Annotated in this window: 15 protein-coding genes; 5 read left to right on the top strand and 10 right to left on the bottom strand. The window is 58.0% G+C overall.

The features are described from left to right. Positions 1-61 precede the first annotated feature (61 nt). On the bottom strand, positions 62-3,169 hold the full coding sequence (locus BTUS_RS12950; RefSeq protein WP_123809313.1) for a DEAD/DEAH box helicase: 3,108 nt from the start codon (positions 3,167-3,169) through the stop codon (positions 62-64). Between the two features lie 77 nt (positions 3,170-3,246). After that, positions 3,247-4,725: a glycosyltransferase family 2 protein gene (locus BTUS_RS17015; protein WP_013076523.1), complete on the bottom strand. Its 1,479-nt coding sequence runs from the start codon at positions 4,723-4,725 to the stop codon at positions 3,247-3,249. Positions 4,726-4,946: 221 nt separating this feature from the next. Between BTUS_RS17015 and BTUS_RS12960 the strand changes: the two genes are divergently transcribed. Continuing rightward, on the top strand, positions 4,947-5,435 hold the full coding sequence (locus BTUS_RS12960) for a sensor histidine kinase (protein ID WP_013076524.1): 489 nt from the start codon (positions 4,947-4,949) through the stop codon (positions 5,433-5,435). Between the two features lie 131 nt (positions 5,436-5,566). Continuing rightward, a complete protein-coding gene (locus tag BTUS_RS12965; RefSeq protein WP_052300635.1) occupies positions 5,567-6,253 on the top strand; it encodes an SCO family protein in 687 nt (228 codons plus the stop codon). A gap of 126 nt (positions 6,254-6,379) precedes the next feature. Here BTUS_RS12965 and BTUS_RS12970 read toward each other — a convergent pair whose 3' ends face one another. The 3 genes from BTUS_RS12970 to BTUS_RS12980 all read right to left on the bottom strand — a co-directional run bounded on the left by BTUS_RS12970 (position 6,380) and on the right by BTUS_RS12980 (position 8,712). After that, on the bottom strand, positions 6,380-6,967 hold the full coding sequence (locus BTUS_RS12970; protein WP_013076526.1) for an HD domain-containing protein: 588 nt from the start codon (positions 6,965-6,967) through the stop codon (positions 6,380-6,382). A 14-nt stretch (positions 6,968-6,981) separates the two neighbouring features. Further along, positions 6,982-7,653 carry a DUF1054 domain-containing protein gene (locus BTUS_RS12975; RefSeq protein ID WP_013076527.1) on the bottom strand — a complete coding sequence of 224 codons (672 nt, stop codon included), beginning with the start codon at positions 7,651-7,653 and terminating at the stop codon, positions 6,982-6,984. Between the two features lie 66 nt (positions 7,654-7,719). Then, positions 7,720-8,712 (bottom strand): D-2-hydroxyacid dehydrogenase, encoded by a 993-nt coding sequence (locus BTUS_RS12980; protein ID WP_013076528.1) that lies wholly within the window; start codon positions 8,710-8,712, stop codon positions 7,720-7,722. Between the two features lie 169 nt (positions 8,713-8,881). Between BTUS_RS12980 and BTUS_RS12985 the strand changes: the two genes are divergently transcribed. Next, positions 8,882-9,385, top strand: a complete 504-nt coding sequence (locus tag BTUS_RS12985) for a low molecular weight protein-tyrosine-phosphatase (protein ID WP_013076529.1) — start codon at positions 8,882-8,884, stop codon at positions 9,383-9,385. Between the two features lie 153 nt (positions 9,386-9,538). After that, complete coding sequence (locus BTUS_RS12990) at positions 9,539-10,597, top strand: peptidase MA family metallohydrolase (RefSeq protein WP_013076530.1); 1,059 nt, start codon at positions 9,539-9,541, stop codon at positions 10,595-10,597. A 67-nt stretch (positions 10,598-10,664) separates the two neighbouring features. Here BTUS_RS12990 and BTUS_RS12995 read toward each other — a convergent pair whose 3' ends face one another. The 3 genes from BTUS_RS12995 to BTUS_RS13005 all read right to left on the bottom strand — a co-directional run bounded on the left by BTUS_RS12995 (position 10,665) and on the right by BTUS_RS13005 (position 13,526). Continuing rightward, positions 10,665-11,009 (bottom strand): type II toxin-antitoxin system RelE family toxin, encoded by a 345-nt coding sequence (locus BTUS_RS12995; RefSeq protein ID WP_013076531.1) that lies wholly within the window; start codon positions 11,007-11,009, stop codon positions 10,665-10,667. Further along, on the bottom strand, positions 10,993-11,217 hold the full coding sequence (locus BTUS_RS13000; protein ID WP_013076532.1) for a hypothetical protein: 225 nt from the start codon (positions 11,215-11,217) through the stop codon (positions 10,993-10,995). Before BTUS_RS13000 ends, BTUS_RS12995 begins: the two co-directional genes overlap by 17 nt. 134 nt (positions 11,218-11,351) lie before the next feature. Then, complete coding sequence (locus BTUS_RS13005) at positions 11,352-13,526, bottom strand: heavy metal translocating P-type ATPase (protein WP_013076533.1); 2,175 nt, start codon at positions 13,524-13,526, stop codon at positions 11,352-11,354. A gap of 201 nt (positions 13,527-13,727) precedes the next feature. Here BTUS_RS13005 and BTUS_RS13010 point away from each other — a divergent pair, with 201 nt between their 5' ends. Continuing rightward, positions 13,728-14,342, top strand: a complete 615-nt coding sequence (locus BTUS_RS13010; RefSeq protein WP_013076534.1) for a hypothetical protein — start codon at positions 13,728-13,730, stop codon at positions 14,340-14,342. Positions 14,343-14,368: 26 nt separating this feature from the next. On the opposite strand, the gene bioB is transcribed toward BTUS_RS13010, so the two are convergent. Next, positions 14,369-15,397, bottom strand: coding sequence for a biotin synthase BioB (gene bioB, locus BTUS_RS13015; protein ID WP_013076535.1), 1,029 nt, complete (start codon positions 15,395-15,397; stop codon positions 14,369-14,371). Continuing rightward, positions 15,391-16,104: a dethiobiotin synthase gene (bioD, locus tag BTUS_RS13020; protein ID WP_013076536.1), complete on the bottom strand. Its 714-nt coding sequence runs from the start codon at positions 16,102-16,104 to the stop codon at positions 15,391-15,393. Before bioD ends, bioB begins: the two co-directional genes overlap by 7 nt. Position 16,105 lies beyond the last annotated feature (1 nt).

Here is a 16,105-nt window from a genome sequence, read left to right on the forward strand (position 1 = left end):
CGGACGCCCATTCAGATCGTGGTGACGCCGGTCACAGAAACTATCCGTTATAGCGGTTGGCCTACGAGTTTAATGCCCGCCAAAGAACACTGAAATACGGGAGGTGCTTCCATTTTTCTGGATCGCCGACGACATAAATCCGCTGTTTAGCCCGAGTTACGGCTACGTTGAGCAGGTTCGGTTCGCTCGCCGCCCACCGGAACGCTCTAGGACGCCTTGGGTTCCCTCCCAACAGCAGAATGACCGTGTGCGCTTCTTTGCCTTGAAAGACGTGAACTGTCCCAACCCGTGTCCCTAGCCATTTAAGGACCTCTTTCCGGTTGACATGAGGACCAGCCCAGAGCCCGTACTTTTTTTTCAGCAAGTCTTTCACCTCGTTCGAAACTTCGCGGAACGGAGAAAGCACAAAGGCATCGGGCGGAAATCCGAATTCCTCGACAAGCTGCCTCAAGATCTCGATAACGCGATCCCCTTGGGCCGGAATCCAGTGCCCGTCGGCACCATCCGACGAAACGACACTCCAGCAACTCGGTTTGTGCAATATTTTTTCCTTTGGAACCGGCGTCGCCTGGATCATCTGACCAGCATAGGCAATCTGGTTGGAGACTGTAAACATGGGGTCGAGACACCGTCTATGGACCCACAGAGGACTTCCAATCCACCTGTCGTGTACCCGTGTCCCCCAAGCATTGGCAGAGTCGGCCAACACTTGGGCCGATGTTTTCGTGACATCCCATTCACTGCCTGCACCAAATGCCTCCCTCAGTGCGCTGCTCGCCTGAGCTGGCAGAGTAACTACTGGTTTGAGTTGCATCGGATCCCCTACAAATACCACCCTTTTCGACCTCCAAACGAGGCCGACCGGATCTTGCGGCCTAGCTTGCCCCGCTTCGTCAATTAAGGTCCACCCCAACGCTTCAGAACCGAGATCTTTGAAAAGTCTTCCTACCGATGCGAAAGTGGTCGAGACCACCGGAACCACAAGAAAAAGCGTACGCCACAGATGAGGAATTATTTCGTTTGGAATTCTGATATCCTTTCCCGACAGGAGATCGACAAAACGAGAAAGATTGGCTTGTACAGGCTGTGCGGAAGCCTTGATGAACGCCTCGTGCACCTTAAGCGCGGCCAAAAAAAGCTCCGACCGCCGGCGGTTCAACGTGTCACTCAACCATGGCGAGGAAAGCTGTCGGTCGCGGTCCCGGGATGCATCCCACAGGTCAATACTTGGAAACCGATCGCCCAGCTCCTGGGTCGCCGCTTCAAGCTCCGCATCCAGTAAAGCTTTCTCTTCTATCGTCCTATGTAATACCATCTCTTCCTCTTTGACTTGTCTCTTTCTTTCATTCACAACCTTCTCTAAAACGGTCAAAGCTTCCTGTGCAGATAACCATTCACGTTTAGCCTTATCAAATGTCTGCCTTGTCTGTTTATATTCCGCCCCTTTCTTCCTCCATTCACTCGGGCGGAAGACCACCTGTATCCATGCCCGCCAATCCTTTACCAATCTCAAGCATGCCCTTGCTTCTTCAAAACGGCTAGCCGCCACCTCGACGGCACCTCGTGCTTCTTCCAACTGTCCCTGAGCCTGAGTTGCCCGCTCTTTGGCTATCTGCAGTTCGGCAACACGGTTTTGCATCGTCTTCAAGATTGTCTGATGGGCCTCGGACGCATCCGCCCACGAGGCGTATTGGGCTTGCAGCTCCTGAACATTTTTCATACATTCAGCAAATTGCTCTCGAGCATCTATCCACTCCTTAGCCGCCTCTTGAGGTGCAGGGGCACTGCACAGGATTGACTTCATTGACGTGGCCTGACCCTTTTCCTTTTCAGACGATGACGAGCCAAACCAGAAGCTCCCAATAAAGTTACTCCTATTTTTACTATTGCCAAGTACGGCCGCCACCAACCCCCAAGCAGGTTTCCCCATAACACTTGTGGCTAAGTCCTTAAAATAGTCTGCCCGTTGGTGCCACTCCTCACCAATGGCATTCATGGCTCCGATCTCTTGGGTGATGTTCTCTGCAGCGTTGTTCGTGGCTGCAGCAACCACAATTTCCCACCCCGAGAGATCCTCCGCCACTTTCCACATCGGCCGTTCGCTTCTGCTGCGGCCCTTTTCCTTCTCGGTCTCGTACCTCGAGAACGCATCTTTTGGTCTCTCATACCGCACCATGGCAGCAGCCCGTTCCACCACCAAAGCTGCAATGATGTCCCGAAGGAGGGTCGTCTTGCCTGTACCAGGAGGACCGTTAACAGAAAACACCGCCGGCTTGGTAGACATCAGGAGATTGACGGCAAGCTGTTGACCAAAGACAAGTGGTTTTTCCGATCCGGTGGGCCAACGCCCCAGTGGAATCCGGGAAGGGTGCATCAGCGAGCGCTGTTCTTCACGGTTCTCCATCAAGTCGACGCGATTCGTTATGATCGCATCCCCTAGATACAAGCGCACCCCTTGTCCCGCGGTTCCTTGATCAATCGCCTGAGCCACTCTGCCGAGATCTTTCACCACAAACGAGTTCAAAAGATCATGCTCAACTTCTGCGTCGTGCCGCCACGCTCGGGATAAAACCTCGACGTCTATTCCGGCAATATGAGAATACCCTTGCGTCTGCCAGCCCGCGCGATCCAGAATCTCGCGGTGAACATCGACGAGATCCAGGGCCGTAAGAGGTTTCTCAGCATGGCGATTGACCCATACGGCAAACCACTCACGCATGTCCCTATCCCACTTCTCAAAATGATCAGCCCAATTGGAAAGTCCTCTCGGCCCCTTTGACAGGCAACCCATGGCCCAAGGCATGCTGGACACGGCAAAGCTATCCGCTATTGCGCGTCCACATCGATCGACCCAGAATACCGCTAAACATGTTTGGTCTTGAGATAACTCTCTCCCCCCTTCTTCCCCTGCCACCCGAAGACGTTGTTCCATTTCTTGGATGACATCGACGACGTTGTAGATGCCGACCCATATGTGGAACCTGACTTCGTATCGGTCAGCGATGTCAGCATCTGCCATGGAGCTATTTTTTCCCCGCTGCCACTTTTGAAACGCGTCTGCCGCCAAAGCCGCCCACTCGATCGTGTCGTGTTCATTATCAATTATTTGGATGCTATTATTTTTTACTTTTTGCGGTTCCAGGTACTCGACTGCTCTCCAGTAACGCAAGATTTCCCTCCAAGACACTGGAACTTCCTTCCTCCCGTTGCGATTTCCCTACCCTTTCCGATTAGGCGGATGACCCCTCACCGATCCTGTTGGGGATTCTGTATGATCTGTCGGGCCTGCTGGTCAATGAGGGCAATCTGCTGGGCAATGGCTTCATCGTAACCCGGGCAATGGCCGTACAAATCCGTATACCGGGCCTTAGCCTCGGCGATGCGCCCGGTCAGCCCGCATAGGTTCGCCTGGAGGAGATCGGCCTTCCAGGCGTGAATATCCGCATCTACGTTGACCAACCCGGCGTAGTCGTCCCCTTGAGCCCGAAGGCGGCGCAGATCCTCTTCGGCAGCTTGGAGAAGCCGCTTGGCCTTTTCCACCCGAATATGGGCCAAATAGTAGTGCGAATCCGGAAACTGGGGGTCTGTTTCCTGCATCCGCTCGGCCACCCGCTCCGCTTCGTCGTAGGCGGACTCAAACAGATACGCCTGAACCAACAGCCTCTGGATCTCCAGAAGCGCCCCGAATCCCGGCGTGGTCTTGGCCCGTTCCTCCGCAGCCAGGAGAAGGCTCGTCCCCTTTTTGACGTCGCCGGCGGAAAGGACTTCCCGCCCCAGGTACATCAACCAGGTCGGGTCTGCGGGTTCTTCTTGCACCATTTGGTTCAAGAGGCGAATATTCCTCTGCAGTTTGGCGCGAATATCTGTGTGTGCCGGATCGTAGCCGTCGTGCAGGATTCGAATCATCACCAGGTAGTCCCGGGTTCTCAAGTCTGTGTAGCGGTTGCCTTTCACAGGGGCGATCTGTTCGTGGATCCGTCCGTGAAAGCGAAGATCCCCTCGCCGGGGGAACAGGCGGGGAACGTTCATGGCAATGGAAGTCGTGGAGCCCAGGCGGTTGACAATCATCGGATGAAGAACCGGGGTTGGGGTAACGGCATCCAGCATAGCAGCGGCTTCCCGGATCAATGGTTTATCATCGGGGTGCACCCATTCGTCGGCATCGATCCAAAGCACCCAATCGGCAGCGATGTGGTCCAGGCCAAAATTCCGCGCTGCGGCAAAATCATCCTTCCACGCATAGAACAGGACCCGCACACCCGGAAACGTCTCGGCCAAGGCGGCCGTGTCATCGGTGGAACCCGTGTCCACCACCAGGATTTCGTCCACCGCTCCCTTCAAACTTTCCAGACAGCGGCCAATGCACCGGGACTCATTCTTCGCCACAATGACCGCCGCTACCGTCGGAACCCGCGGCCACGCCAACAGTTGCTCCACGAGAGGGTGGCTGCGACCGTTATTCAAGATCGGGTCTCCTTCTTCCGCCGGACCATTCCAGCGGGCCAGTTGTTTCTGCGGCTGAAACAAGTAAGCCCTGCGAAACGCCTTCCGTGCGGAGGTGCCGTATCCTTGGCGCAACAGGGCTTCCCCCAGGATCTCCCATGCCTTCGTATCCGCCGGGTCAGCCCGGAGTGCCTTGAATCCGAGTCGCTCGACTTTGATCCAGTCTTTCTCCTCCAGCGCCCGGCGCATTTCCTCATGAGGCGGAACCGTCGGCCCCCGCATGCGCGTCCCTCCATCTCGGGTTTCACCGGCTTTAGGCGAAGATCCCGGTCAATTTCACCTTCTTTCTTATAAAACGCCACTTGACCGCGGTCGTCAAGTCGGCCCCTCGTTCACCTGCGGCGCGCTTACCCACGCCAGGTGGCCCGGCGGATTTTCAGTCCGGCCGTTTTTCCTCCGCCCCTGCTTATATACAAGTGCCCCGAACTTGGCAAGGCAAACCGGTGTTGGACCGAATCGATGAACCGATCGTCATTCGAGAGGGTGGAGCGGAGTTTCGGTGGACATTCCGGGGTTGGAGCGAACCCGGGACCGACGAGATATATATAGACCCGATGCGCATGGAGCAAGCTCTGGCCAACCTGTTGTTGAACGCCAAAAAATACACCCCCCGTGACGGCCGCATCGAGGTTATCGTGAGGAAAGCCCTGGATGGCACCACCGGAGATCCCGCTCTGCTGGTGGAAGTTCAAGACAGCGGGCCGGGCATCGCCGAGGGGGATTTGCCCTTTGTTTTCGAGCGATTCTACCGGAGTGGGGAAGCGCGCAAAACCTCCCCCGCGGGGATGGGGCTCGGGCTGGCCATCTGCAAAGAGATCGTGGAGCAACACGGGGGGCGGGTTCAGGTGTCGAGCCGGCTCGGGCTGGGAAGTACCTTCACGATCGCCTTGCCGCTCCGCGCCGGCCTCACAAAGGCGGGGATGACTAGGTGACCAAAACCCTGCCACGAAATTGAAACAAAAATAGCCCGTTTGAGCCACGCCGGCCAAGGTGAGACTTGATATCATCGGAGTTGTAACATGTAGACGGATATTGAATTTGATGACGGAAAGGGTCGGTGACCGTGAAAGGATCGATTTCAAAACGTCCGAAGGTTCGTCGTGCGGCCCTGTGGTGGGCCGCCGGTTCCGTGGCCGTCACCGTCCTCGCGGGGTGTGGCGCCACCGCAAGCCCCGACAGCGGCACGGCCGCCCAGGGGCAGGGTGGAGTCATTCAAAACACTTCCCAGGCCCAGGACCTGCGTCAAGCCAACTGGCACATTCAACCATACCAAGCGACCGATCAGGACGGAAAACCGTTTAACACCGATCAGATGAAAGGAAAAATATGGCTGGCGGACGTCATTTACACCAACTGTCCCACCATGTGTCCGGTGATGACGCCGAACATGGCCCAGGTGCAGAAAAAGTTAAAAGAGGCCGGGACCTCGGCGGAAATTGTATCCTTTAGCTGCGACCCCGACACGGACAAACCCGAGGTCTTGAAGAAATACGCCGAACGCTACAACGCCGATTTAAAGACGTGGCATTTTGTCACCAGCCCGGGGTTTGATATCACCAAGGATTTCGTGTTCAAAAGCTTTCATTCAGCTTTGACGAAAAATCCCCCGGAGGTATCCGGAGGCATCACCATGTACAACCATACGACCCAATTTTTCCTAATTAATCGCAACGGCCAAATCGTCAAGATGTACGACGGCTTGAAACCACCTATCGACCAGATCGTCCAGGATGTCAAAGCCCTTGAATGACATGGGCGCTCTTCGCCCGCGATCCATTCCCAGTATATACCGCACATCAAGGCTGCGGAGTTCCTCGTAATGCGAAGTCGTTCGCCTCCCGAAGCGAGCGGCGGGGATTCACCCGCCGCTTCCCTTTCAACTTTCCGTCCCGGAAGCCTGAGCGCCCTCCAGCCCCAGTTCCCGGGCTGCACCCTTTAGAGCCTCGATGACAAACCCGATATGCTCATCGAGATCCACCCCGAGCTCCTCAGCACCCCGGCGCACATCTTCTCGGTTGACCCCCCGGGCAAAGGCTTTGTCCTTCAGTTTTTTCTTGACGGCCGGAACGTCCACATCGTCAATACTTTTCGTCGGCCGGACCAAAGCCACGGCGGTGATAAACCCGGACAGCTCATCACAGGCGTAAAGACACTTGTCCATCAAGTGTTCCCGGGGCACGCCGAGATAATCGGCGTGGCTGAGAATTGCATGGATGACATCCTCCGGGTAGCCTCTCTGCCGAAGGATCTCGGCGCCTCGGGTGGGATGGTCCTCGGGAGATGGCCAGCGGTCGTAATCAAAGTCGTGCAATAGCCCCACAATCCCCCATTTTTCCTCATCGTCCCCATACTTGCGGGCATAGGCCCTCATGGCCGCCTCTACGGCCAGGGCGTGTTTGATGAGATTCGGGTTTTTCGTGTACTCGTTTAACAGTTCCCATGCCGCCTCGCGATCGAGTGACATCGGATATGCCTCCTCTATCGGGCCGCCCCCGCCTGGGATGATGGTTCCCCGGAGGGCTCTGCGCCAGGAATCACGGCTTCATAAAGTGGAAATAGTTCCAACAACACCCTTTCAGCGAGGGTAAGAAAGGATTGTCGTTCCGCCAAGACGGGGTCCTGTTGCCCAAACCGACGGCCCACCGTCAGGCCAGCTGCTTTTTTCTCCAAGGCCACACCGAGCTCTTGGAGGGCACCTCCGTCGAGCCGAGGCCAGGGCCGATCCGAAGCCCCGTCCCGGTGCAGCGCCCACAGATAAGAAGAAGGCAGGATCGCGGCAGCCTCCTCCCCGTGCTCCCGCAGCCACCGGGCGGCCCCCGGCTTGTCATCAGCTTCAGGTTTGATCACCAGCCGCACAAACACCTCTTCAGCCCCGATTCCCACTTCAAAATGTGCATAACGCTTATAGCCCCGGGGCGAACGGGAGAGAGCCATCCACGTCTCGTCGGGCGGGTTTACCTTTCGCCGGGCATGGGCCGCGACGTGGGGGTAAAAAGGGGCTCCCGTCTCCCGGGACAGCCGGGGGGCCAACTCGTCAGCCAGTGCGGTCAACTTCGGCCGCACCCGGGAACGGATCGCCTCCATCCGCGCCTCGAACTCCGGGATCGAAAAGACGGCAAAATCTTCCGCTTCAAAGCCATTGAACACCATCGCCAACCCTCCTTATTTTCCATCAAGGGGTCCATCCGGGGGCGATTCCAAGCCCTTGGTCATCGGTCAGTACCCTTTGCGGGAATCCACCCGGTTGACCCACTCCCCGGCGCCCGATAAGTAAACCTTGAGGTTCCTTAAAAAAATCTCGAGTGCCCGGTCGTTGTAATAAGGTGAAACGCCCGAAACGTGAGGGGTGAGCAGGCAATTCTCCAATCCCCAAAAGGGGTGGTCCGGAGGAAGTGGTTCCTGTTCAAACACATCCAGGGCTGCCCCGGCAATCCACCCTTCGGTCAAGGCCTGAAGAAGGGCCAACTCGTCCACGATGCCACCCCGGGCCATGTTGATCAAGAACGCCGTCGATTTCATGCGCCTCAGCTCCGCCTCCCCGATCATGCCCCGGGTTTGGGGTGTAAAAGGGACGAGCACCACGAGATAATCCGCCCCGGCCAAAAGTTGATCCAATCCATCTTTTCCGGAAAATACACGATCGAAACCATCCACCGCCCGTCCGCTCCGGTTATGGCCCCATACCGTCAACCCCAAGGCCCGGGATCGCGTCGCCAAATCTTGGGCAATCGCTCCGGTCCCCAGCACCCCGAGAACCTTCCCTCCCAGCTCGTCCACGCGGATCCTGCGATCCCAGACCCGCTCCCTCTGAAGGCGGGCGAACTCCAGGAGTCGGCGGCTGTGCATGAGCATGATGCCCAGGGCGTGCTCGGCCATTTGAGGGCCGTGAACCCCCCGGGCATTGGTCACCACGATCCCCCGCCGATCCAGGGTCGCCAAGGGCATCCGATCCACCCCGGCGGAAAACACCTGGATCCACCGTAGGCTCTTCATCTCCTCCACCCGACGATCGTCCAAATCCATCCCGTACGTAATCAGGACTTCGATCTCGGCCAGATCATTCCCCATCTCTTCCAAGCCCTGCACTGTCCGGATTTCCACCCCGGGAAAAACCTGTTTCACCCGCTCGCCATGCTTGGTTTTTAACGGCACAGTGCTCACCACGTTGAGTCGCCTGTGAGTGCTCGATTCCGTTCCGCCTGGCCCCATCGCCTCCGCCTCCTTTCCGGTCTCCCCACCACAGTGTCGCCCGTCCCGACCCGACGCCGCCCCGCTCCCGGGAGACCTCGCAAAGAAGGTCTTCCCTACGGGTCTTGAACTTGTTACCATGAAATAAGAATAGCAAAAACATCGCCGAGGGGCGAGAAGAGGTGGGGGCTTGATCCGGGTTTTATTCGTGTGTCTTGGGAACATCTGTCGCTCGCCGATGGCCGAAGCCGTTTTCCGCCGGCAGGTCGAGGAAGAAGGTTTGTCCGGGTGCATCTCCGTAGATTCGGCCGGGCTGGGCACCTGGAACGTCGGGGATCCACCCCACCCCGGTACCCGCCGGGTCCTGGAGGCCCATGGCATCCCTTGGGAAGGACACCGGGCCCGGAAGGTGTCCCGGTCCGACCTGAGCCAGTTCAATTATATCGTGGCCATGGATGAGGATAACCTCGCAGGATTGAGGCGGCTTGATCCCGCCGGTGAGTACCTCCACAAGGTGTCACTGCTCCTCGACTGGGCACCGGAAGCGGAGGTGCGGGAAGTCCCGGATCCCTTTTTTACCGGGACGTTCGATTATGTCTACCGGTTGGTGGAGGCCGGGTGCCGGGGATTATTGGAACACATCCAAACGGTGCGCCGATGTGACCCTGGCCCCGGGGATCTCGCACCGGAATGAGCCCGGGAACACACCATCACCACCATTTCACCATAAGAATTTTATCCTTTTCCCTGGGACACTTTCTTCTCATAAGTGGTCGTCACCTGGTAGAATAGAGGCAAGAACAAGTTTCACGTAGGGCAAAGCTGTTCGGTTAGGAGGTGGGGCCCGTTGAAAGGACTGTGGCTAGGGGGAATCATCCTGTTATTGGGTCCATTTCAACAGGTGGCGGTGAACCTGAACAATGTCCAGGTTCCTCCGGCGGTCGCCCAGGTCGTTCAGCACATTGAAGACGTTGCACAGCAGGTCGATGAGACATGGACTACCATCTCCAATATGCTGGAAAGCGGCCAGGCCACTCCCGATCAGATCAATCAACAGCTCGACCAACTCTCCCAGGAACTCAACCAGCTGCACCAGGCATTGGTCGACCAGTCGTTGGCCAGGCAGATCGGTATCCACCGATTGCCGCCCGAGCGGGCAGGATCCCCGCAATCTGTATCGGGAATCAATATTATTCCCGGGGATGCCCGGGTCTCCCGGGGAGCGTTGCAAGCTGCGGCAGATCTCGTGAAAAACGTCTCTCTGCCGATCCTGAAAAACGAATTGGGTCAACAACCCCAGAAGGCGCAGATCGTACTGTTTTCCACCCCGCGCAGTTATGGGAACGCCCTGGCCCGGGCCGGAGTCGACCCGAACTTGATTCCCCAGATGGTGGACCACACGGGAGGCGTCACCGTGGGGAGCGACATCTGGGTGCCCCTTTACCCCGTTCAGGCGGAATCGGATCTCGCCAACGTCCTCACCCACGAGTTGACCCACGTCACCCTCAACGAGATGGGCATTGGCGATGAGCTTCCGGTGTGGATCAATGAGGGCATCGCCTGGTATGATGGGACCCAGGCCCAGGCCCAACTCGATCCGCAAAAGGTGATCGCTCAGGATGAGGCAATGATCCAGCAACTCCGGGCTGTGGCTCGCCGCGGGGCACTGCTGCCCCTCTCGGCCGGGGAAGGACAGATCATCCAGGCTCCCTATAATGTGGAGTGGCAAGACTATCTGGCGGTGCGCCAGCTGCTCAAAGACGGAGGAATGGAGAAGTTCCGGTCGTTCCTGCAGAACGCTGCCGCTAAAGGTGTGGACCAGAGCTTCCGGGATCATTACCAGATAGACCTCGCACAGTACGAAAACCAAGTGGAATCCGCGTTGGTGGCCGCTTTGCAGGGATAGTTCGTCGGTCAGAGGGGGTGGGCGCCACCCGTCCCCTCGCGCCACCGGATTCACGAGTCAACATTTCTCAGTTCGCCAATCTTACCGCAATGGCCCATGTACCAGGCCAGGAATGTACAGCTACCACGGTTTTATTTAGGGGTTTTTTATACACATCTCCGCGTGGCCCTATCCTAATGATAACAATTAGTAATTGATGTTCTATAACTTCATATATAATTCTCCAATTGCCAACCTTCAAACGATAGAATTGTCCTTCATATCCCTTCATCAACTTGGTCTTGGGATGATGACAGGGGTTCACGCTTAATGATTCGATCGCTTGTAGGATTCGTTTTGCCGTGACTTTATCCAACTTTCTAATAACCTTACTGGCCTCTTTCGCGAACAACAATTCATAACCCGAGGTCACGCTTCAAGTCCTCCAACGGTACGGCTTCACGTTTCATCAATTCTTGCCTGCCTTGTTCAATGGCTCGAATATCCTCTGGCGTCAACTGATCGTCTTCTTCGTCAAGCTGATTTTCCAATAGCCATGACAAAAAACTTTTTGCAACCAATTTATTTTTATCGTTCAAATGCTTGATCAGTTGTTCCAGCTCTCGCTCAAGAGCACTCATGATGCTGACCTCCCCGGTGAAATTCACGGTCTTACCACAGATCCATTATAGCAAAATCGCCCTAAAGTGTCCGACGGCCCGGTGACCATCACTGTTACCTCGAGCTGGGGCATGTCACCTCATGCCGCCCCGATTCAAATTCGCACCCTTTTGAGGCGCAGGGCACCCAGCACCACCATCACGGAACTGAAAGCCATGGAGGCTCCGGCGATGAGGGGGCTCAACCAACCCGCAGCCGCAGCGGGGATGCCGATGATGTTGTACCCCAGGGCCCAGAACAGGCTTTGGCGAATGTTGCGCAAGGTCGCCCGGGAGAGGCGGACGGCGCGAACCACTCCCTCCAAACCGGTTCCAATGAGGGCTACGTCGGCGGCGTCCAGGGCCACGTCCGCTCCCGTCCCCACGGCGATGCCCACATCGGCCGCCGCCAGGGCCGGCGCGTCGTTGATGCCATCCCCCACCATGGCCACTTTCCGACCTCTTTTTTGATACTTCCGGATCACCCGGACCTTATCCTCGGGAGAGAGTTCGGCCAGAACGTGGCGAATCCCGACCTGCCGGGAGACGACCTCGGCGGTATGCCGGTTGTCCCCGGTGACCATGACCAACTCGATCCCCATTGCTTGCAGCGCTTTCACCGCCCGACGGGACTCCTCCAATAGAACATCGGAAACGGCGATCAAACCGGCCAATCGGCCATCCACCCCCACCTGGATCACCGTCTTGCCTTCTGACTCCCAGAGATCTTTCTCAGGGGGGACAACTCCTTCCACACCGCATTCCTCCAGGAACCGGCCGCTGCCGATCACCACCGTCCGCCCTTCCACGATGGCCCGCACTCCCCCACCTCCTGAGGACACAAAACCCTCAGGCTCCGGGAGTGGCCCCAATCCAGTAGCCCCTTCTGCCAGGATTCGCCCAAGGGGATGTTCCGAAGGCCCTTCGGCCGAAGCAGCGAGGCGAATGAGGTCATTCCGCGAGCGAAGGGGGCCCGGTCGAATCACCCGCACATCGGTCACCGCAGGTCGCCCCCGGGTAAGAGTCCCGGTTTTGTCCAGCAGCATCACCTGAACCCGGTGCAACTGCTCCAGCGCCTCCCCGCCCTTAAAAAAGATTCCCATCTGCGCCGCCCGCCCGGTTCCCACCATCACCGCGGTGGGGGTCGCCAAGCCGAAAGGGCACGGGCAAGCGATCAGAAGAACGGCCACGGCGTTCATGAGGGCGGTGGGGAGTGCGCTTGTCGTGCCGCCGCCCGCAAAAAACCACACGCCGAACGTCCCGGCGGAGATGGCGATCACCACCGGAACAAACACATTGCAAATCGAATCCGCCAACCGTTGGACCGGGGCTTTCGACGCCTGGGCCTCTTCAATGAGCCCGATGATCCGCCCCAAGGCAGAGTCTGCACCGACCCGCTGCACCTGGATCCGGAGGGTCCCCTGTTGATTGAGCGTGGCCCCGTACACCAGATCCCCCGCCCTCTTGACGACGGGGAGCATTTCTCCGGTCATCATCGATTCATCCACATCCGATTCTCCGGCCACCACCCGACCGTCCGCCGGGATTTGTTCCCCGGGTCTGACCACCACCACGTCCCCCACCTGGAGTTGCTGGACCGGAACGTCACGCTCCCCCTGGCGGGTCCACAGGTGGGCCAATTTGACCTGGAGGGAAACGAGCTCGGCCAGGGCGTCGGCAGTCCGGGTTTTTGCGTGAGCTTCGAGAATTTTGCCAAGCCGGACCAGTGTAATAATCAAAGCTCCAGTTTCAAAATACAAATGTCCCGACCCCCGGAGGATCATCCACACGCTGTAACCATAAGCTGCCGAAGTGCCCAAGGCCACCAGGACGTCCATGTTGGCCGAACCGCTGCGAAGGGATTTCCACGCTCCCACGTAAAAGGCCCAACCGGCGACGAATTGAATCTCGGTGGCCAAAACCCATTGCACCCGGGGATTGAGAAACGCCCTCGGGATATACGGAAAACCGGCCATATGGGCCATCACCCACAAAAACGGCAGAGATAAAATAAGGGAAAAGACAAACATTTCCCATTGACGGCGCCGATCCCCGGCCGAGTCTTTCGTCGGTTGATCAAGGTGGGCGCCGTATCCCAATTTTTCTACACGATCGATGAGCTCTTCCAAATCCACAGCCCCGGGGATGTACGTCACCGTGGCCCGCTCCAAGGCGAGATTGACGTTCACATCGAGAACCCCTTCCTGCCGTTTCACCACCCGCTCAATCCGGGTGGCGCAGGCGGCACAGTGCATGCCCGTGATCCGCAGCTTCGCTTTCCCCTTTTCCATCCCGCCGCCTCCCTCCGAAAAGCCAGTCTATCTGTATTCGCCATATGGACCAAGCTAGACCACCCATTTTAAGGACAGCACAAAAATAGCCCGTTTGGGCCGTGATGTCCGAGTTCTTCCAGCTCATACAGTTCAGTGACTGGCGAAATCTGAACATCGAGCGGACGGGAATTGAAGAAAGCATGAGGAGGCGGGCATGGTATGGGCATATCTGCGACTGCCTCGGTACTCGGCGCCTTTGGACTGCTGGTTCTTCTGGCCTTGGCTGTAAAGGTGGCTGCCCTCGTGTTTCAAAGGCGGGGGGCGCTGTCGCTTCACACGGGCAAAGTGACGGCCATGACTGCCGGCCTGATGTGCGCCATGACCTCGGGATCCATTCTGACGGGGATTTTCCAGTCCGACCCTCTCTGGGCCACGGTGGTCTCCACCATCGCCGGGGCCACCGTCGGCGTCCTCATCGGCATCCCCCTTCATCTTTCGATTTGCCTGGAAGGGTTTGCGGCGGGCGTGATGGGTGGAGGGATGGGGAGTATGCCCATGGTCTCGGCTCCGTATGTCCTGAGCGGGTTCTGGTGGACCCTGAGCCTGGCCGCCTTTCTTGCCCTGCACAGGCTTGTCGCAGCGAGAGAGGCGGAGTCCGCACCCAGAGCCGCACAAGAAACAGGGTGGCCTGATGGGACCGCCGGAATTCTGCTTCGGCGAATGACAGCGACCGCCCTTGTTGCGACAGTCCTGGTAGCACTCTTCACCTTGTTGCTTCCTTTGTTTCACACCACCTATCCGCCGCTCATTCAAACGCCAATGTGCGGATCCTAAAATCTATCCGCCCGGGGCGCCGGGAATTACAGGGCACAGGTCTCAATCTCAAAACCGAGATCTTCGATCATCTTCCAATCCGCCTCGGGCAACTGCCCTTCCGTTGTCAGGTAGTCGCCGACAAAAATCGAATTGGCGGCATAGAGTCCCAGAGGCTGCAGCGTCCCCAGGTTCACTTCCCGGCCGCCGGCGATGCGGATCTCTTTTGCCGGGTGGACGTAACGGAACATGGCCAGTACCTTCAGGCAGTACCGGGGATTCAGTTCCTTTCGGCCTTCCAGGGGCGTTCCCGGAATGGGGTTGAGAAAATTAATCGGAATGGAGTCCACGTCCAAATCTTTGAGGGAGAAGGCCACGTCCACCACGTCCTCGGGGGATTCTCCCATGCCGACGATACAGCCCGAACAGGGGGAGATGCCGGCGGATTTTGCCGTCTCCACCGTCTCCACCCGGTCGCCGTAGGTGTGCGTTGAACAAATTGATTGGTACTGGTTTGCACTGGTGTTGAGATTGTGATTATAGCGGTGCACCCCGGCGTCAGCGAGTTGCTGGGCTTGTTCCGGGGTGAGAAATCCGAGGCAACAGCAGATTTTTAGATCGGTGGTGGCCCGAATCTCTCGAACCGCTTCGACGATTCGCTCCACCTCCGAGGGGGCCGGCCGTCTGCCGCTGGTGACGATGCAATAGGTGCCGGCTTTTCGCCGCACCGCCTCCCGGGCTCCTTCCAGGATCGTCTCTTTTGAAAGGAGGGGGTATTTGGCCACGTCCGCCGTGGAAATGGCGGACTGGGAGCAGTACCCGCAATCTTCGGGACAAAGGCCGCTTTTCGCATTGAGGATCATGTTCAACTTTACTTTCTTCCCAAAATACTGCCGCCTAAGCCGAAACGCCCCGTCTAAAAGGGCGGGCACGTCTTCATCCGGCGCGAGCAGAATAGCCAGGGCCTCCTCCCGGGTCACGGCTCGCCCGCTCAGCACCTCCTGGGCCAGGCCCGCCCAATCCCACAGTCCTCTCAAAGGTGTCACCGCAACATTCGCCTCTCCCCGAGTCAACATCGATCCCCTCCACGTATCGATTGAAGTATCGCTTCCAGATCCACGTGCTCCTTGACAGCGCCCAATATTTCCTCCCTCCCCGGGCGCCCGGGCAGCCAGGGTACCCGGCCGAGGATCGGGACATCAGAATATTCCCGGATCAGTTCTGGGTTTGTTTGCTCAGCCACCGTGCCTCCATCCCGGCCTTCGCCGTTTAGAATCACTCCCACCACCCGGGGTCCCGCCTGCCTGGCGTAAGCCACGGTAAGCAGAATATGGTTGACCGTTCCGAGCCCGGCCCGGGCCACGACCAACACCGGCAGGTCCGCACCCTTCGCCAGATCGACGGCGGTGAAACCATCCGCCAGGGGGACCGTGATTCCCCCCGCTCCTTCCACGAAGACCAGGTCGTAGCGCTGAAGCCTCACATTCAAGATCTCCCGCCACTTCTGGGGATCCAGCGCCACCCCTGCCCGCCGGGCCGCCAGGGCAGGGGCCAAGGGCTCCGCCAGGGTGTACGGACAGATGGACGATTCCTCTTCCTCCAAACCGCCGAGCCATTTCAACCGGGCGGAATCGGAGCCCGGATCTCCCGGTCTGCAGCCGCTTTGCACCGGTTTCCAGGCCGTCGCTCGGAGTCCGACCTCTCGATAGAGGCCCACCAACGCCCCGGTAATCCATGTTTTTCCGACCTCGGTGTCCGTCCCGATGACCACGGCTCCGCTCACC

The organism is Kyrpidia tusciae DSM 2912 (assembly GCF_000092905.1).
GTDB lineage: Bacteria > Bacillota > Bacilli > Kyrpidiales > Kyrpidiaceae > Kyrpidia > Kyrpidia tusciae.